The 15,545-nt window shown below is 68.6% G+C and carries 13 protein-coding genes; 7 read left to right on the top strand and 6 right to left on the bottom strand.

Annotated elements, in window-relative coordinates:
- Window positions 1-5: 5 nt before the first annotated feature.
- Window positions 6-2,750 (top strand): Hsp70 family protein, encoded by a 2,745-nt coding sequence (locus BCEP18194_RS35470; RefSeq protein ID WP_011356136.1) that lies wholly within the window; start codon window positions 6-8, stop codon window positions 2,748-2,750.
- Between the two features lie 90 nt (window positions 2,751-2,840).
- On the opposite strand, the gene ctlX is transcribed toward BCEP18194_RS35470, so the two are convergent.
- Together ctlX and BCEP18194_RS35460 are read right to left on the bottom strand one after the other, a co-directional pair.
- Window positions 2,841-3,842, bottom strand: a complete 1,002-nt coding sequence (gene ctlX, locus BCEP18194_RS35465) for a citrulline utilization hydrolase CtlX (protein ID WP_011356135.1) — start codon at window positions 3,840-3,842, stop codon at window positions 2,841-2,843.
- 59 nt (window positions 3,843-3,901) lie between these two features.
- Complete coding sequence (locus tag BCEP18194_RS35460; RefSeq protein WP_011356134.1) at window positions 3,902-4,981, bottom strand: ornithine cyclodeaminase; 1,080 nt, start codon at window positions 4,979-4,981, stop codon at window positions 3,902-3,904.
- A 298-nt stretch (window positions 4,982-5,279) separates the two neighbouring features.
- Between BCEP18194_RS35460 and BCEP18194_RS35455 the strand changes: the two genes are divergently transcribed.
- Both BCEP18194_RS35455 and BCEP18194_RS35450 read left to right on the top strand, forming a co-directional pair.
- A complete protein-coding gene (locus BCEP18194_RS35455) occupies window positions 5,280-5,711 on the top strand; it encodes an Lrp/AsnC family transcriptional regulator (RefSeq protein ID WP_006479718.1) in 432 nt (143 codons plus the stop codon).
- Between the two features lie 432 nt (window positions 5,712-6,143).
- The gene (locus BCEP18194_RS35450; protein WP_041493381.1) at window positions 6,144-6,788 is read left to right on the top strand and encodes a methyltransferase family protein; all 645 of its coding nucleotides are present in this window, start codon (window positions 6,144-6,146) and stop codon (window positions 6,786-6,788) included.
- 109 nt (window positions 6,789-6,897) lie between these two features.
- Here BCEP18194_RS35450 and BCEP18194_RS35445 read toward each other — a convergent pair whose 3' ends face one another.
- The 4 genes from BCEP18194_RS35445 to BCEP18194_RS35430 are packed head-to-tail and all read right to left on the bottom strand — an operon-like array spanning window position 6,898 to window position 10,510.
- The gene (locus BCEP18194_RS35445; protein ID WP_011356132.1) at window positions 6,898-7,491 is read right to left on the bottom strand and encodes a peroxidase-related enzyme; all 594 of its coding nucleotides are present in this window, start codon (window positions 7,489-7,491) and stop codon (window positions 6,898-6,900) included.
- Window positions 7,488-8,018 (bottom strand): CMD domain-containing protein, encoded by a 531-nt coding sequence (locus BCEP18194_RS35440; RefSeq protein WP_011356131.1) that lies wholly within the window; start codon window positions 8,016-8,018, stop codon window positions 7,488-7,490. The genes BCEP18194_RS35445 and BCEP18194_RS35440 overlap by 4 nt, the downstream gene beginning before the upstream one ends.
- A gap of 45 nt (window positions 8,019-8,063) precedes the next feature.
- The gene (locus BCEP18194_RS35435) at window positions 8,064-9,497 is read right to left on the bottom strand and encodes an NAD(P)-binding domain-containing protein (protein ID WP_011356130.1); all 1,434 of its coding nucleotides are present in this window, start codon (window positions 9,495-9,497) and stop codon (window positions 8,064-8,066) included.
- Window positions 9,494-10,510, bottom strand: a complete 1,017-nt coding sequence (locus BCEP18194_RS35430; protein WP_041493380.1) for a LysR family transcriptional regulator — start codon at window positions 10,508-10,510, stop codon at window positions 9,494-9,496. Before BCEP18194_RS35430 ends, BCEP18194_RS35435 begins: the two co-directional genes overlap by 4 nt.
- A gap of 355 nt (window positions 10,511-10,865) precedes the next feature.
- Between BCEP18194_RS35430 and BCEP18194_RS35425 the strand changes: the two genes are divergently transcribed.
- The 4 genes from BCEP18194_RS35425 to BCEP18194_RS35410 are packed head-to-tail and all read left to right on the top strand — an operon-like array spanning window position 10,866 to window position 15,541.
- A complete protein-coding gene (locus tag BCEP18194_RS35425; protein WP_011356128.1) occupies window positions 10,866-12,059 on the top strand; it encodes an ABC transporter substrate-binding protein in 1,194 nt (397 codons plus the stop codon).
- Between the two features lie 40 nt (window positions 12,060-12,099).
- Entirely contained in the window at window positions 12,100-13,911 is a 1,812-nt protein-coding gene (locus BCEP18194_RS35420) for an ABC transporter permease (protein ID WP_011356127.1), read from the top strand.
- Window positions 13,912-13,922: 11 nt separating this feature from the next.
- Complete coding sequence (locus tag BCEP18194_RS35415) at window positions 13,923-14,780, top strand: ABC transporter ATP-binding protein (RefSeq protein ID WP_011356126.1); 858 nt, start codon at window positions 13,923-13,925, stop codon at window positions 14,778-14,780.
- Complete coding sequence (locus BCEP18194_RS35410) at window positions 14,777-15,541, top strand: ABC transporter ATP-binding protein (protein ID WP_011356125.1); 765 nt, start codon at window positions 14,777-14,779, stop codon at window positions 15,539-15,541. The genes BCEP18194_RS35415 and BCEP18194_RS35410 overlap by 4 nt, the downstream gene beginning before the upstream one ends.
- Window positions 15,542-15,545 lie beyond the last annotated feature (4 nt).

Here is a 15,545-nt window from a genome sequence, read left to right as displayed (position 1 = left end):
GCGCGATGAAGCGCTATACGGTCGGGATCGACCTCGGCACGAGCAATACGGTCGTCGCATACGTCGAGGCCGGTTCCGACGCGATCCGCGTGTTCGACGTCGAGCAACTGGTCGGCCCCGGCGCGGTGGCCGCGCAGCCGCTGCTGCCGTCGGTGCGCTATCACCCGGCGGCGGGCGAGCTGCCGCCGGACACGCTGCGGCTGCCGTGGGCGGCCCCTGCGAAAGCAAATGCGGCCGATGCGACGCCGGCCGTGATCGGCCGCTACGCGCGCACGCTCGGCGCGCAGGTGCCGGGCCGGCTCGTGACGAGCGCGAAGAGCTGGCTGTCGCACGCGTCGGTCGACCGGCTCGCGGCGATCCTGCCGTGGGGCGCGGCCGACGGCGTCGACAAGGTGTCGCCGGTCGACGCGAGCGCGAGCTATCTCGCGCACGTGCGCGACGCGTGGGACGCCCGTTTTCCCGATGCACCGCTCGCGAAGCAGGACGTGATCCTGACGGTGCCCGCGTCGTTCGACGACGGCGCGCGCGCATTGACGGTCGAGGCCGCACGGCGCGCGAAGCTGCCCGCGCTGCGGCTGCTGGAAGAGCCGCAAGCCGCGTTCTACGACTGGCTGTACGGGCAGCGCGACACGCTGCGCGACACGTTCGCCGCCGCGCGGCGCGTGCTGATCTGCGACGTCGGCGGCGGCACGACCGACCTCACGCTCGTCGATGTCGCGCCGGGCGACGACGGCGAGCCGACGTTCACGCGGGTCGGGGTCGGCAACCACCTGATGCTCGGCGGCGACAACATGGACCTCGCGCTCGCGCGCCTGATCGAATCGCGGCTGACCGAGCCGGGCACGCGACTGTCCGCCGCGAGCCTGTCGCAGCTCGTCGAGCGTTGCCGCGTCGCGAAGGAGCGGCTGCTCGGCAACGACGCCCCCGAATCCGTCAACGTCACGCTGCTCGGCGCGGGCAGCAAGCTCGTCGGCGGCGCGCGTTCGGCCGAGCTGACGCGGCAGGAAGTCGAGCAGATCGTCGTCGACGGTTTCTTCCCGCTGGTCGAAGCCGGCGAGTTGCCGCGCCGTGCGCGCGCCGCGATCGTCGAATTCGGGCTGCCGTATGCGAGCGATGCGGCCGTCACGCGGCACGTCGCCGCGTTTTTGAATCGTCATGCCGAAGGCCCGCTGCCCGACACGCTGCTGCTCAACGGCGGCGTGTTCCGCGCGGGCGCGCTCGCCGGCCGTCTCGCGCAGACGCTCGGCGCGTGGCGCGGCACGCCGCTCGACGTGCTGCACAACGCACATCCGGACGTCGCGGTCGCGCGCGGCGCGGTGGCCTACGGGCTCGCGCGTGCCGGGCATGCGCCGCGCATCGGCGGCGGTTCCGCGCGCAGCTATTTCCTCGTGCTCGACGACGGTGCCGAAGGAGCGGCGGCGCGCGGCGTCTGCCTGCTGCCGCGCGGTGCGGAAGAGGGCCACGAGATCCGGCTCGACGATCGCACGTTCGCGCTGCAACTCGGGCAGCCGGTGCGTTTCCACCTCGTGTCGACGGTGGCTGACACCGCGTACCGGCCCGGCGATCTCGTCGATCTCGACGGCGGCGATTTCGTGCGGCTGCCGCCGATCGCGACGGTCGTCGACGCGAAAGCGGGCGGCGATGCGCGCGAAACGCCGGTGAAGCTCACCGCGTCGCTGACCGAGGTCGGCACGCTTGAAATGCATTGCATTGCGACCGACGATGCGGCGCGCCGCTGGCGGCTCGAATTCCAGCTGCGCGGCGATGCGCCCGCGCAGGGCGACGACGCTGCACTCGCGCGGCATCCGCGTCTCGACCAGGCGATCGAACTGATCGAGCGCTCGTTCGGCAGCAAGGCCGCCGGCGTCACGCCGAAAGACACGCGCCGGCTCCGCGCGCAGCTCGAACAGGTGCTCGGTGCGCGTGAAGCGTGGGACGTCGCGCTCGCGCGCGAACTGTTCGATGCGTTGCTCGCGCGCGCACGGCGGCGGCGGCGCTCGGCCGATCACGAACGTGCGTGGCTGAACCTCGCCGGCTATTGCCTGCGTCCGGGCTTCGGCCATCCGCTCGATGCGTGGCGCATCGAGCAGCTGTGGCCGCTGTTCGACGACGGGATTCAATACGTGACCGACGGCCAGGTGTGGTCCGAGTGGTGGACGTTGTGGCGGCGTGTGGCAGGCGGCCTCGACGACGATGCGCAGACGCAGGTGCGCGACGCGATCGCATTCCTCGAACCGACCGACGACAAACGACGCAAGCTGCCGTTCGATCCGGGCAAGGTCGGGCCGGCCGACATGACGCGGCTGTCCGCGTCGCTCGAACGGCTGCCCGTCGAGCGCAAGGTCGAGCTGGCCGAGCGGCTGATTGCGCAATTGCAGAAGCCGGGCGAGCGTGCGCTGTGTGCGTGGGCGCTTGGTCGCATCGGTGCGCGCCGGCCGTTCTACGGCAGCGCGCACAGTGTCGTGCCGGCGGAAGTCGTCTATGGCTGGCTCGATGCACTGTTCGCGCTCGACTGGAAACAGGTCGAGCCGGCCGCATTCGCGGCAGCGCAGATTGCGCGGATGACCGGCGACCGTTCGCGCGACCTGCCGGACGACACACGTGAGGCCGTGATCAAGCGTCTGTCGGCCGCGAACGCGTCGACGGCGTGGATCGACATGGTGCGCGAGGCAATCGCGTTCGACGAAGCCGACACGGTGCGCGTGTTCGGCGAAACGCTGCCGGCGGGGTTGAAACTGCTGGCGGGGTGACGTTCAGTCACGAAACGGATGCTTCGACCTCACTCGCAGGACGAAGCATCCGGTTGCATCAGTCAGTGCGTAACGTGACGGCCGTTTCCTTCAGGCATGCGACACCGCTTCGCGCTGCCGTTCCACCGATTCGATTTCCGATGCATCGCGCGCTGTCGAACGCCGCGCGAGATGAATCCCCGCGAGCATGCAGCGCACCGATCCGCCGGCCAGTTCGATCGTCGGCACGTCGAGCGGCAGCAGCCGTGCGGAACGTTCGATCGTCGCGCGCTGCACCGGCGTGAGGCAGTCGTACGCACGCCGCGACAGCGCGAGCACCCGCCCTTCCTTGCCCGACAATTCCAGCGTATTGCCCGCGAAATTCGCGATCTGCGATGCATCGAGCGCGATCACCGTGCGCCCCGTTTCGGCCAGCCGTTGCGCGATTTCTTCACGACGGCGGCTGCCGGCGATGAAGTCGAGGCCGACCATCGCGAACTCGGTCGCGACACTCATCATCACGTTCGTGTGATAGATCGGCCGCCCGTCGGCATCGGCCGTATCGAAGCAGATCGGCTCGAAATTGAAGTTCGTGCAGAAGCGTTCGAGCGCGACCGGATCGGCGCGGCGCGAACGCGCGGTGTACGCGATTCGTGCGACGTGGTCGAGCACCATCGCACCGGTGCCTTCGAGGAACACGTCGTCGTATTCGAGGCCCGAATAGTCGATCACGTCCTGCACGCGGTACTCGGCTTTCAGCATCTCGATCACGTCCGCGCGCCGCTCACGGCGGCGGTTCGCGCTATACATCGGAAACAGCGCGACATGGCCGCCGGGGTGCGTCGAGAACCAGTTGTTCGGGAACACCGAGTCGGGCGTGTCGCGCTCGCCGTGGTCGTCGAACACGTGCACGCGCACGCCGGCGTCGGCGAGCGTCTGCGCAGCCGCGGTGACTTCGTCGCGCGCGGCGGCCGACACCGACGACGTGTCGTTCGCGGCGCCGCCGGACGTGCGCTGGAAAGCGTTGTCAGCCGCGGTCTGCGGGTTCGGCAGGAAGCGGTGCGGCCGGATCATCACGACGGCGGCCGGCGCCTGGATCGATACGAGATTCATGGAAGGCAGGAGCGAAAGGCAAGGGGCCGGGCGGCGCACGGGCCGCCCGGGGATGACGGTCAGCGCGCGAACGCGGCGACGGCTTCGGTCACGTACGCCGCGTGACCCTGCGCGATCGCAGCTGGGTCGTCGATCAGCGCGAACAGGTTCTTCGGGTCGACGGCCGGCGGAATCAGCGCGATCTCGACGCCTGCGTTGTGCTGCTGCGCGAGCGCATACAGGTAGCGCAGCGCCGAGTAATCCTCGAGCGCGAAGCCGACCGAGTCGAACACCGTGACTTCGTCCGCGCGTTCGCGGCCGGTCGTCTCGCCTTGCAGCACGCGCCACAGCTCGGTGACGGGGAAATCGGCCGGCATCTGCTGGATCTCGCCCTCGATGCGCGACTGCGGCTCGAATTCGACGAACACGCGGCCCGCATGCAGCACGCCCGCTTCGAGTTCGGTCTTGCCCGGGCAATCGCCGCCCACGGCGTTCAGGTGCATGCCGGGCTCGATCATGTCGGCGGTGACGATCGTCGCGTACGCCTTGTCGGCGGTGACGGTCGTCACGATGTCGGCGCCGCGCACGGCATCGGCGGTCGACGCGGCGCGCACGACGCGCAGCGCCGGGTACGCGGCGAGGTTCTGCACGAGCTTGTCGGTCGCGTGCGGATCGACGTCGAACACGCGGATTTCTTCGATGCCGAGCAGCGTGTGGAACGCGATCGCCTGGAATTCGCTCTGCGCGCCGTTGCCGATCAGCGCCATCGTGCGCGCGTCGGGGCGTGCGAGGGCCTGCGCGGCGAGCACCGACGTGGCGGCCGTGCGCAGCGCGGTGGTCAGCGTGAGTTCGGCGAGCAGCAGCGGGTAGCCGGTATCGACTTCGGCGAGCGCGCCGAACGCCATCACCGTGTGCATCCCGCGCGCGGCGTTGACGGGGTGGCCGTTCACATACTTGAACGCGAACAGCGACGCGTTCGCGACGGGCATCAGTTCGATCACGCCGTCGCGCGAGTGGCACGCGACACGCGGTGATTTGTCGAAATCGGCCCAGTGCAGGTAATCGGCGCGCAGCGTGTCGACGAGCTCGCGGAGGAACGTCGTGACGCCGGTTTTGGCGATCAGTCGGGCGGTGGCGGGAACGTCGAGGAAGCGGGTCATGCGTCTGTCTCCATATGCTCAGCGCCGGTACGGGTGTCCCTGGCGTTCTGGTCGACCGGGCGGGGCTTCGGCGCCGGTCCCGGCTTCCCGGAAAGCGGCGGCGCGGCCTGTCCCGCCGGTCGATAGAGTCATTATTTCCGCGAGTCGAGCCAACAAAAAGACGGCAAAAGTGGCAGATTTATCGATAGACTTGTCAAAATGATGGCCGAATCTGGCAATTTGACCAAGTTTCGCTGGTCGGAATGTGCAGTCTCCGGCACGCTGGCGGCCGGGATACGTTCAACAGGAAGCTCCGCTCATGATCACGCTCGACGACGTCGACCGGCAGCTCATCGCCCTGCTGCGCGACAACGCGCGACTGCCCGTCGTCGCGCTGGCGAAGGAATTGCGCGTCGCGCGCGCGACCGTGCAGAACCGGCTGACGCGGCTGGAGAAGAACGGCGTGATCGTCGGCTATACGGTGCGGCTGAAGCCGGCGGCGGAACGGCACCGGATCCGCGCGCTGATGTCGATCGCCGTGCAGGGCAATCGCGGCGCGGAAGTAGTGAAGGTGCTGCGCGGGCATCCGAACGTCGCGTCGATCCACAGCACCAACGGGCGCTGGGATCTCGTCGCCGAGCTGCATGCCGATTCGCTCGAGCACTTCGATCGCGTGCTCGGCGCGATCCGGCTGATCGACGGGATCGCGAATACCGAGACGAGTATTCTGCTGTCGACGCACAAGGCGTGACGCGGGCCTCCCTGCGAAGCAGCGGCGGCCGTGCAAAAGAGGGGGCTGGTGCGAAGTCTACGGCCGGCCGGGCGTCGTTGTGCCGTTGCGATCACAGCCGTCGCGTGCCTGATGTTGACCCGGCCCCAATTCATTCGGAATACAAGCCAGTCATTTCCGGAGGGCGGATGTTATTTCGTCCCCCAGAGCGTGAAACGCGCTGCGCATTGTCCCGCAACTGCGACATTCAACCCTGCCAGTTTTCCTTTTGTCCGTGTTCTCGGGACTTACACCAATCAACGTCACAAAGTCAGAACTTTGGTCTGCTTCAATAGGGTGAGCATGCTAATCTGAAACGGCAATATAAAAAGCCGTAATAAATGACGGGGCGATAAGATGAAACAGGCCATACAGGATGCAGGGGGGCGGGGAGAATGTGCGCAAAGTGCCCTGATGCCGCATGCTGCAGTTGCGGAAGGGGAGTCGGAGCCGATCAATCTGATTGAGCTTGGCGCTCGCGTGTCGTCGGTGACCGTGCTGGGCGTATTTGCCTATCTGACCTACATGGCATGGCGCCAGAATCCAGGCCGGATCACGTTGATCTTGCTGCTGGTCTCCTCGGCCTTGACCGTCGGATTGTCGGCATTTGCGAAATTGCCGAAGCGGCGCGACTGGCATCCCGTTGCGGTGTGCTTTTCCCTTGGGGGCACGTTCTACTACCTCACCTATCAACTGGACGCCAGTACACAACTGATTCCCCAGTGGGCCGGCGGAAGCCTGCAATTGTGCGGGATTGCGTTTCAGCTGTTCGCGAAGCTGTCACTGGGGCGTTCGTTCGGTCTGCTGCCCGCCAATCGCGGCGTCGTTTCGGTCGGCGCATACCGGTTCGTGCGTCACCCGATCTATGCCGCCTACTTGTTGTCCGAAATCGGTTTCGTACTCGCCAACTTCAGTCCCCGAAATGTATTCATGATCACCATCTGGATGCTGCTGCAGATCGGGCGCATCTGCCTGGAGGAACGCGTGTTGTCGGAAGACGCGGACTATCGCGCGTACAAGGAGAAGGTGCGGTACCGGCTGATTCCGGGCCTGTTTTGACGCGAATGCGGAGCGCCCGCCACACGCGTCGTCGATGACGCACATTGGCGCGGGGTGCCGCACCGCGATCGGGGCGGCCACCTGTCAAGGTGCAGGTGCCGCCATGTGGTCAGGCGCCGGCCGCCGGCTCCGGAAACACCGGTTCGCCTAGCGTCAGCATCAACCGGTTCGCCCACGCGAAGATCGCGACCGCGTGCGACAGGTCGAGAATCTCCTCATGTGTCAGCCCTTCGGCTTCCAGCGCGGCGATGTCGCGCGCGTCGACCGTATCGGGCCGCTCCGTCAGCGCGATCGCATAGCGGATGATCGCGCGTTCACGCGCCGTCGTGCCGGCCGTCCCTGGATCGTCGAATACCTGCTCGATCGCGTCGGTGCGTTTCGCGAGCTGCGTGAAGCGCTGCGCATGCACGGACGCGCAGTACACGCAGCCGTTCACGCGCGACACGGCCGTGCTGGCCAGTTCGCGCTCCGCACGCGACAGTCCACCCGGGCCGTACATGATCGCGTTGAATACGCCCGAACGTTGCCGCAGGATCTCGGGAAGATGGACGAGCAGCAGGTAATAGTCGGACGTCTTCGCTTGCGGGTGGCTCGCTTCGAGCACGGCAAGCTGATCCGGCGTCGCGGCGTCGAGCGAAACGGTGTCGAGCCACGCACGCCAGCCGAGCGTGTCGGACGTGAAGCCGTGGGCGGTCGTCGTCATGCGGCCTCCCTGGCGGTACGTGCCTGCAGCGCTTGCGCGGCAACGGCGACGCGCAACTGATATGCGACGAACGCAACGAGCTGCGACAGTGCGACGATCGCGGGCGTCGTGAGTCCGGCCGACTTCAGCGCGTCGAGATCGGACGGGCGTGCGTCGACGGGCGAGCGCGTCAGCAGGCGTGCATGCGCCAGGATTGCGCCGGTGCGGCGCGGCAGTGCGTCGAATGCATCGGCGTCTGCACGTGCGATATCGTCGAGCGTGCCGCCTGCGTCGATCAGTCGTGCGTGATAAGTGCCGGCCAATGTGTGCGCATTCGATTTGTGAGCGACATACCGTGCCGCGTGCAGTCTTTCGATCAACGAAAGATCGGGCAGCGCGGGATCGAACAGCGCAGCTTCGCTCAGCCGCGTATGAAGCAGCACCTTGTCGCGTGCGCGGCGCAGCGCGGCGACCGCATCGCCGTCGTGCAGCCCGGCTACCGCGTCGATCGTGTCCGGCGCAGCGGCCGGCGTGATGGATTCAGTCATCGTTTCGGGTTCCCTTCGTCGTCAGTGTGATCGATGGACGTGCGCTCACGCGTCGGCGTCGCGCCATTCGTCGCCTTGCAGTTCGGCGTTCGCGTACGCGACGAGCGCGTCGTAGTGGCGATCGCGGTCCGCGTCGAACAGTCGGCTCGCAATCCCGCGCGCGAGCCGCTTCGCGCCAGCACTGATGGCCGGGATGTCGCCGGACAGCTTGCCGTGGCTCAGGCTCGCCGCATGGTTGAAGCAGTGGATCCGCGTAATGGCCGCGCACGTGCCGGGCGCGCGCTCCTGGAATGCGAACGCGGGGCCGAGATCGGGCGACTCGGCGAGTTCGTCGATCCACGTGCCCGGCTCCGGTCGATAGCGATCCTTCCAGCGTCGCACCTGCGCGCCGAACGACGCGAATTCCGCGCGTGTCGTCCAGTCCGAATGAAAGCCGGTCGCGAAGATCAGGAAGTCGACCGTGTAGCGTCCGCGCGGCGTCGTCACGTCGAGTCCGCCTGCGTGTTCCGCGAGCGTCTCGATCGGGCTGCCCGCATGAAAATGCGCATGCTCGTGACGCGACACACGCAGCACGCTGTCGCGCGGCGGAGGTGTCTGCGACGTCAGCGCGTAGTGCATGAAGCGCCATTTCGTCGCGTCGTCGAGATCGGCGTAGCCGTGCACGAGGCCCGGGCTGCCGATACCCGTCAGCTTGTTGATGCGCGGAATGTCCGTGCGGCGGAAGAACAGGTCGACGCGTGCGGCGCCGGCTTCGAGCGCGGTGCCCGCATTGTCGAATGCGGACGCGCCCGCGCCGACCACGCCGATGCGCTTGCCCGCGAGCGCCGCGAAATCGATCGGTTCGGACGAATGGGCCCAGCGCGTGCGCGGCGCGCGTTGCGCGACGGGCGGTACGTACGGGCCGCCGAGCCCGTCGCGGCCGGTGGCGAGTACCACGTGCCGCGCGAGCAGCGTCTGCGCTTCGCCGTTGCCGCGCACATCGAGCGCGAGCAGGCCGTCGTCGCGCGGACGCAGCGCGACGAGCGTGGTGTCGTTGCGCACCTGCAGGTCGAGCACGCGCCGGTACCAGCGCAGGTAATCCATCCATTGCGCGCGCGGAATCTTGTAGAGCGCATCCCACGCGTCGCGGCCGTATTGCGCTTCGAACCAGGCGCGGAACGTCAGCGCGGGCAGCCCGAGCGCGGGGCCCGCGAGCTGCTTCGGCGAGCGCAGCGTGTCCATTCGCGCGAACGTGACCCACGGCCCTTCGTAGCCGGCCGGCGCGCGGTCGATCACGCACTGGTTGTCGATGCCGAGCAGGCGCAGTTCGGCGGAGGCCGCGAGCCCGGCCATGCCGCCGCCGACGATCGCGACGTCGAGCACGCGTGTGCCGTCGGCCTCACGCGGCGGCACCCACGACGGCGCGGGCAGGTCGAGCCAGCGCAGGTCCTGCGCGAGCCGGGCTTCGAGTGCGTGGAGTGCATCGTGCGGTGTCGTCATGCGGCCTCCGGGCGTGTACGGCGCGCACGCGTCGTGCGGGCCGCACCACGCGGCGCGCGCTCGGCGCGCAGCCGGTCGCCGCGCAGCAGGGCGTCGTGCGCGGCGGCTTCGTGAAAGGTCACGTCGCCGAGCAAGGTGCGCGTCGTACGGTGCAGCGCGTCGAGCAGCGCATCGACGGCGGACGTGCGTGCCTTGCCGGCCGGCGTCGCGACGCCGAACGCGAACGGGATGTCGACGTCGAGCGGGCGTGCGACGACGCCGTCCACCGGCAGTGCCACGCCCGTCGCCGGATCGACGATGCCGACCCCGATGCCTGCACGCGCGGCCATGACCGCATTCAGCGACGCATTGGTTTCGATGAAGACGCGTGCGTCGACCCGCGCGGCCGCGAATGCCGCATCGATCCGCTGGCGCAGCCGGTGCCGGTTCGCGACCGTCACGATGCGGCGGCGTGCGAGATCGCGCAGCGCGATGCGCGGCTGCGCCGCGAGCGGGTCGCCGGCGGGCAGCACGGCGACGCACGGCGTCTGCGCGATCCAGTGCACGTCGAGCCCCGCATGCGCCATCGGCAGCGTGACGACGCCGACATCGGCCGTGCCGGCCAGCACCTCGTGCACGACATGCTCGGCCGATTCGCTGCGCAACTGGTAGTGCGGTGCCTGCGCGCCGTCGGGCAGCGCGGCGAGCGCGGCCGGCACGAGCGTGGCCGCGAGCGAAGGGGTTGCCGCGATGCGGACGGGTTCGGCGGTTTCAGCGCCGAGCGCCCGGGCGCGCGCTTCGATCGCACGCAGGCCGACCAGCGAGCGCTCGACTTCCTCGTAGAGCAGGAACGCGCGCCGCGTCGGCGTGACGCGCGGGCCGTGCCGGTCGAACAGCGCATAGCCGAGATCGGCTTCGAGCTCCTGGATCTGTCGCGTGACGGCCGGCTGCGAGCGGCCGAGCAGTTCGCCCGCGCCGGTCACGCTGCCGGCCGACATGACCGCGGAAAAGGCTTCGAGTTGATGCAGCTCCATGACACCTTCCGATGATGCAATTTGCGCATTGTAGAAGTGTGAGCATGCGCGATTCATATAATGATTTTTGCTATCGACAGCGCGAAAACTTCGAAGCGCTCGATCGTCGCGATGCCCGGTGGTGCGTGCGTGTACGTCGGTTGCGACGGGTGACCTGAACGAAACGCCAATCGAATCAACGTGATGCGATCCAAGCTGACATATCGCGCGATGCAGGGCGTGCAGGCGAGCGTTCGCGAGCCCCCACCCCTTCGCGCCGCGCACGATATCGATATGCGCAAAACTTCGTTGGATCGTCCTGAACCGGATGGTTACATGCCCTCACTCTTTTCGACTGACTGAAGCTGGGGGACGCATGAACGTTTCGGGGAACGACGCACGCGGTGCATGGCGGCGCGTGCTGGGCACGGTGGCGGCGCTCGCTGCCGCATGGGGTTTGTCGACGGGCGGCGCGCTCGCGGCGGGCGTGTCGGGCGAGCCGGTGGTGATCGGCGTGAGCGGTCCGCTCACGGGGCAGGATGCGCAGTACGGCGAACAATGGAAACGCGGCTTCGATCTCGCGCTCGACGAGATCAACGGCAGCGGCGGCATTCATGGCCGTCCGCTGGCAGTCGACTTCCAGGACAGCCGCAGCGACCCGCGCCAGGCGGTGGCGATCGCGCAGAAGTTCGTCGCCGATCCGCGCATCGCGATCGAGCTGGGCGACTTCTCCAGCGCGACGTCGATGGCCGCGTCGCCGATCTACCAGCGCGGGCAACTGATCCAGTTCGGCTTCACGAACTCGCATCCGGACTTCACGAAGGGCGGCGACTATCTGTGGAGCACCGCGCTGAGCCAGGCCGAGGAGCAGCCGCTGCTCGCACGCTACGCGGTGAAGGAGCTCGGCTTCAAGCGGATCGCGGTGCTGTACCTGAACACCGACTGGGGCCGCACCAGCAAGGACATCTTCGCGAAGGCGGTGGCCGGGCTCGGCGCGCAGGTCGTCGCGGCCGAAGGGTATCAGCCGACGGAGAAGGATTTCCGCTCGACGCTCGTGCGGATCGGCGCATCGAAGCCCGATTCGATCGTGCTGATCTCGTACTACGCGGACGGCGCGCAGATCGTGCGGCAGGCGCGCACGTCCGGTGTCACGCTGCCGATCGCCGCAGTCGGTTCGGTGTACTCGCCGAAATTCCTCGAGCTGGGCGGCGCGGCCGTCGACGGCGTCTATACCGAATCGAACTTCTTCCCGGCCGAGCCGCGCCCCGAGGTGCAGGCGTTCGTGCAGCGCTATCGCGCGAAATTCCATGCGGATCCCGATTCGTTCGTCGCGCGTGCGTACGACGCGCTGATCCTGTCGGCCGAGGTGCTGCGCCGCTACGGCACGACGCGCCAGGCCGCGCACGACGGTTTCGCAAAAATCAGCGACGTACCGAGCGTGATCTTCGGCAAGGTGCGCTTCGATCCGCAGACGCGCCGCGTCGCGGGCGCACGTACCGTGTATCTCGTCGTGAAGCAGGGGCAGTGGGCGCTGTGGGACGGCGCGAAACCGCAGCTCGCCGCGCGTTGAACCGGAACCTGAACAGCATGCACGCAACGGACGCATCGTGATGGCTTCCTGGCTCGACTACACGCTCAACGGCCTCATCGTCGGCAACATCTACGCGCTGCTCGCGGTTGGGCTCGCGCTGATCTTCGGCGTGTCGCACCTGATCAACTTCGCGCACGGCTCGGTCTACATGGTCGGCGCGTTCATCGGCTGGCTGTGCCTGACGCGCTTCGGGCTGCCGCTGCCGGTCGCGCTCGCGGCGGTCGTCGTCGGTTGCGGTGCGCTCGGCGTCGCGATCGAGCGGATCGGGCTGCGGCCGCTGCGTCATGCGGCACGCATCGCACCGCTGCTCGCGACGATCGGCATCAGCTTCATTCTCGACCAGCTCGCGCAGCTCGCGTTCGGCGCGGACCCGCGCGCGGTGCCGACGCCGCTGCCCGACTGGCACGTGCGGATCGCCGGCGCGACGCTCGGCTCGCTCGACCTGCTGATCGCGGGCATCGGCATCGCGGCGGCCGCGCTGCTGTACGGCTTCCTGCGCTTCACGCGGCTCGGCTGGGCCGTGCGCGCGACTGCGCAGGATCGCGATGCGGCGCTGCAGATGGGCGTCGACGTCGACCGCGTGAACCAGACCGTGTTCGCGATCGCGTGCGCGCTCGGCGGCGTGAGCGGGCTGCTGGTCGGCATGTACTACAACAGCATCGATCCGGCGATGGGCTTCCAGGCCACGCTGAAGGGCGTGGTCGCCCTGCTGATCGGCGGGCTCGGCAACGTGCCGGGCGCGATCGCGGGCAGCCTGCTGCTCGGCCTCGTCGAAAGCTACGGCGTTGCGCTGTTCGGCACCAGCTATCGCGACCTGTTCGCGTTCGGGCTGCTGATCGTGTTCCTCGTATGGCGGCCGAACGGCCTGTTCAGCGCGAACCGCGCGCTGCCGCCCGAGCCGATGACGGGCACCTTCCTCGCGGCCGCGAAGGCCGTGCGCGTGCCGCGCCCGGTACTCGTCGCGCTGATCGCGCTGGCGGCCGTGCTGCCGTGGCTGGGAGCATCGCCGTACGTGCTGCAGACGCTGACCAACGCGTGGCTGTACGGGCTGCTCGCGCTGAGCCTCACGCTGGTCGCGGGCACGGTCGGGCAGATCTCGCTCGGCCACGCGGCGTTGCTCGTGATCGGCGCGTATGCGTCGGCGCTGCTGTCGTCGGATCTCGGCTGGTCGCCGGCCGTGACGATCCCGTGCGCGGGCGTCATTACGGCCGTGCTCGGCACGCTGCTCGTCTATCCGGCGTTCCGGCTGCGCGGGCACTATGTGTCGATCGCGACGCTCGGCATCGGCGAAGTGGTGAGCCTCGTGATCCTGAACTGGGACGGCCTCACGCGCGGGCCGCTCGGCATCACCGGCATCGCACCGCTGCCGTGGGCGACGACCGCGCGGGCCGCGTACTGGTTCACGTTCGCGGTGCTCGTCGTGTTCGCGCTCGTGCAGGTGCGGCTGCTGCGCTCGCATCTCGGCCGCACGCTGCGGGCGGTGCGCGAGGACGACGTTGCCGCGCGCGCGCACGGCATCGCGCCGAACCGCTACAAGGCGATCGCGTTCGCGGTCGGCGGCGTCGCGGCCGGTGTGAGCGGCGGGATTGCCGCGCATCTGTACAGCTACATCAATCACCAGACCTTCGACTCGCAGGTGTCGATCCTCGCGCTGACGATGGTGATCCTCGGCGGGCTCGGCAACGTGCTCGGCGGCATCGCCGGCGCGATCGCGCTGATCGGGTTGCCCGAGCTGTTCCGCTGGGCGGCCGACTACCGGATGCTGATCTACGGCCTCGTGCTGCTGCTGCTCGTCCGGTTCCGGCCGCAAGGCTTGCTCGGCACGGTGTGAGGAGGAACGCGATGACCATCAATCGACCCTTGCTCGACGTACAGGGCCTGACGCGCCGCTTCGACGGCGTGACCGCGCTCGACGGCGCGAGCCTGACCCTCGCCGATGGCGAACTGCTGAGCGTGATCGGGCCGAACGGCGCGGGCAAGTCGACGCTGTTCAACCTGATCGCGGGCGCCGACCGGCCCGATGCCGGCTGCGTGACGTTCGACGGCCGCGACATCACGGGCACCGCGCCCGAACGCCTCGCGGCGCTCGGCATCGCGCGCACGTTCCAGCACGGTCGCGTGTTCGGCAACCTGAGCGTGCTCGACAACGTGCTGATCGGCGCGCATGCGCGGCTGCGCGCGGCGCGGCCGGGCTGGCCCGCGCTGGGTGCTGCGGCCGAAGTGCTGCGCGCGCTCGTGCGGCCCGCGGCGGTGCGGCGCGAGGAGGCCGCGCTGCGCGACGAGGCGCGCGCGATCGTCGCCGGGTTCGGCGAGCGGTTGACGCCGCGCATCGATCATCCGGCGCACAGCCTGTCGTATGCGAACCGGCGGCGCGTGGAGATCGGTCGCGCGCTCGCGCTGCATCCGCGCCTGCTGCTGCTCGACGAACCGACGGCCGGGATGAACGAGACGGAAACGGCCGAGATGCTGCAACTGATCCAGTCGCTGAAGGCGCGCGGCCTGACGATCCTGCTGATCGAACACAAGCTCGAACTCGTGATGCGCGTGTCCGACCGCGTGATGGTGCTCGACAACGGCGTGAAGATCGCCGAAGGCGCGCCGCGCGACGTGCGGCACGATCCGCGCGTGATCGAGGCGTACCTCGGCCGCCGACATGCGGGTGGTGTGCCGGCCGACCGCGCAGCACAGGCGGCCGCATGACCGCACTTTCTTCCGAACCCGATACGACGATGACCGACGCGCTGCTGAAACTCGAACACCTCGACACGTTCTACGGGCCGGTGCAGGTGCATTTCGACGTGAACTTCGAAGTCGGCCGCGGGCAGATCGTCAGCCTGCTCGGCGGCAACGCGAGCGGCAAGTCGACGACGATGAAGCTGATTCTCGGACTGATGCGGCCGCGCCGCGGCGTCGTGCGTTTCGACGGCGACGACGTGACCGCGCTCGCGACGCCGCAGCGCGTGCGCCGCGGGATCGCGGCCGTGCCCGAGGCGCGGCGGCTGTTCGGCGACATGAGCGTGCGCGAGAACCTGCTGATGGGCGCGTATACGCGTGGCGACCGCGCGGCGGTGGCGGAAGACTACGAGCGCGTGCTCGACCTGTTTCCGCGGGTGCGCGAGCGGCTGACGCAGCGCGCGGGCACGCTGTCCGGCGGCGAGCAGCAGATGCTTGCGATGGCGCGGGCGCTGATGGCGCGGCCGAAGCTGATCTGCATGGACGAGCCGACGATGGGGTTGTCGCCGCTCTACGTCGACAAGGTGCTCGAACTGATCGACGCGATCAACCGGCAGGGCGTGACCGTGTTCATGGTCGAGCAGAACGCGAGCCTCGCGCTGGAGATCGCGCATTACGGGTACGTGCTGCAGACGGGGCGTGTCGTGCTCGAAGGGCCCGCGCAGGCGCTGCTCGACGACGAGCGGGTGCGCGATGCGTATCTCGGCGGGGAGGCGGCGCTCGCGTGAGCGG

The sequence above is a fragment of the Burkholderia lata genome, from assembly GCF_000012945.1.
GTDB classification, from domain to species: Bacteria; Pseudomonadota; Gammaproteobacteria; order Burkholderiales; family Burkholderiaceae; genus Burkholderia; species Burkholderia lata.
The sequence above is the reverse complement of the archived record's forward strand: the minus strand, read 5'-3'. Positions and strand labels throughout refer to the sequence as shown.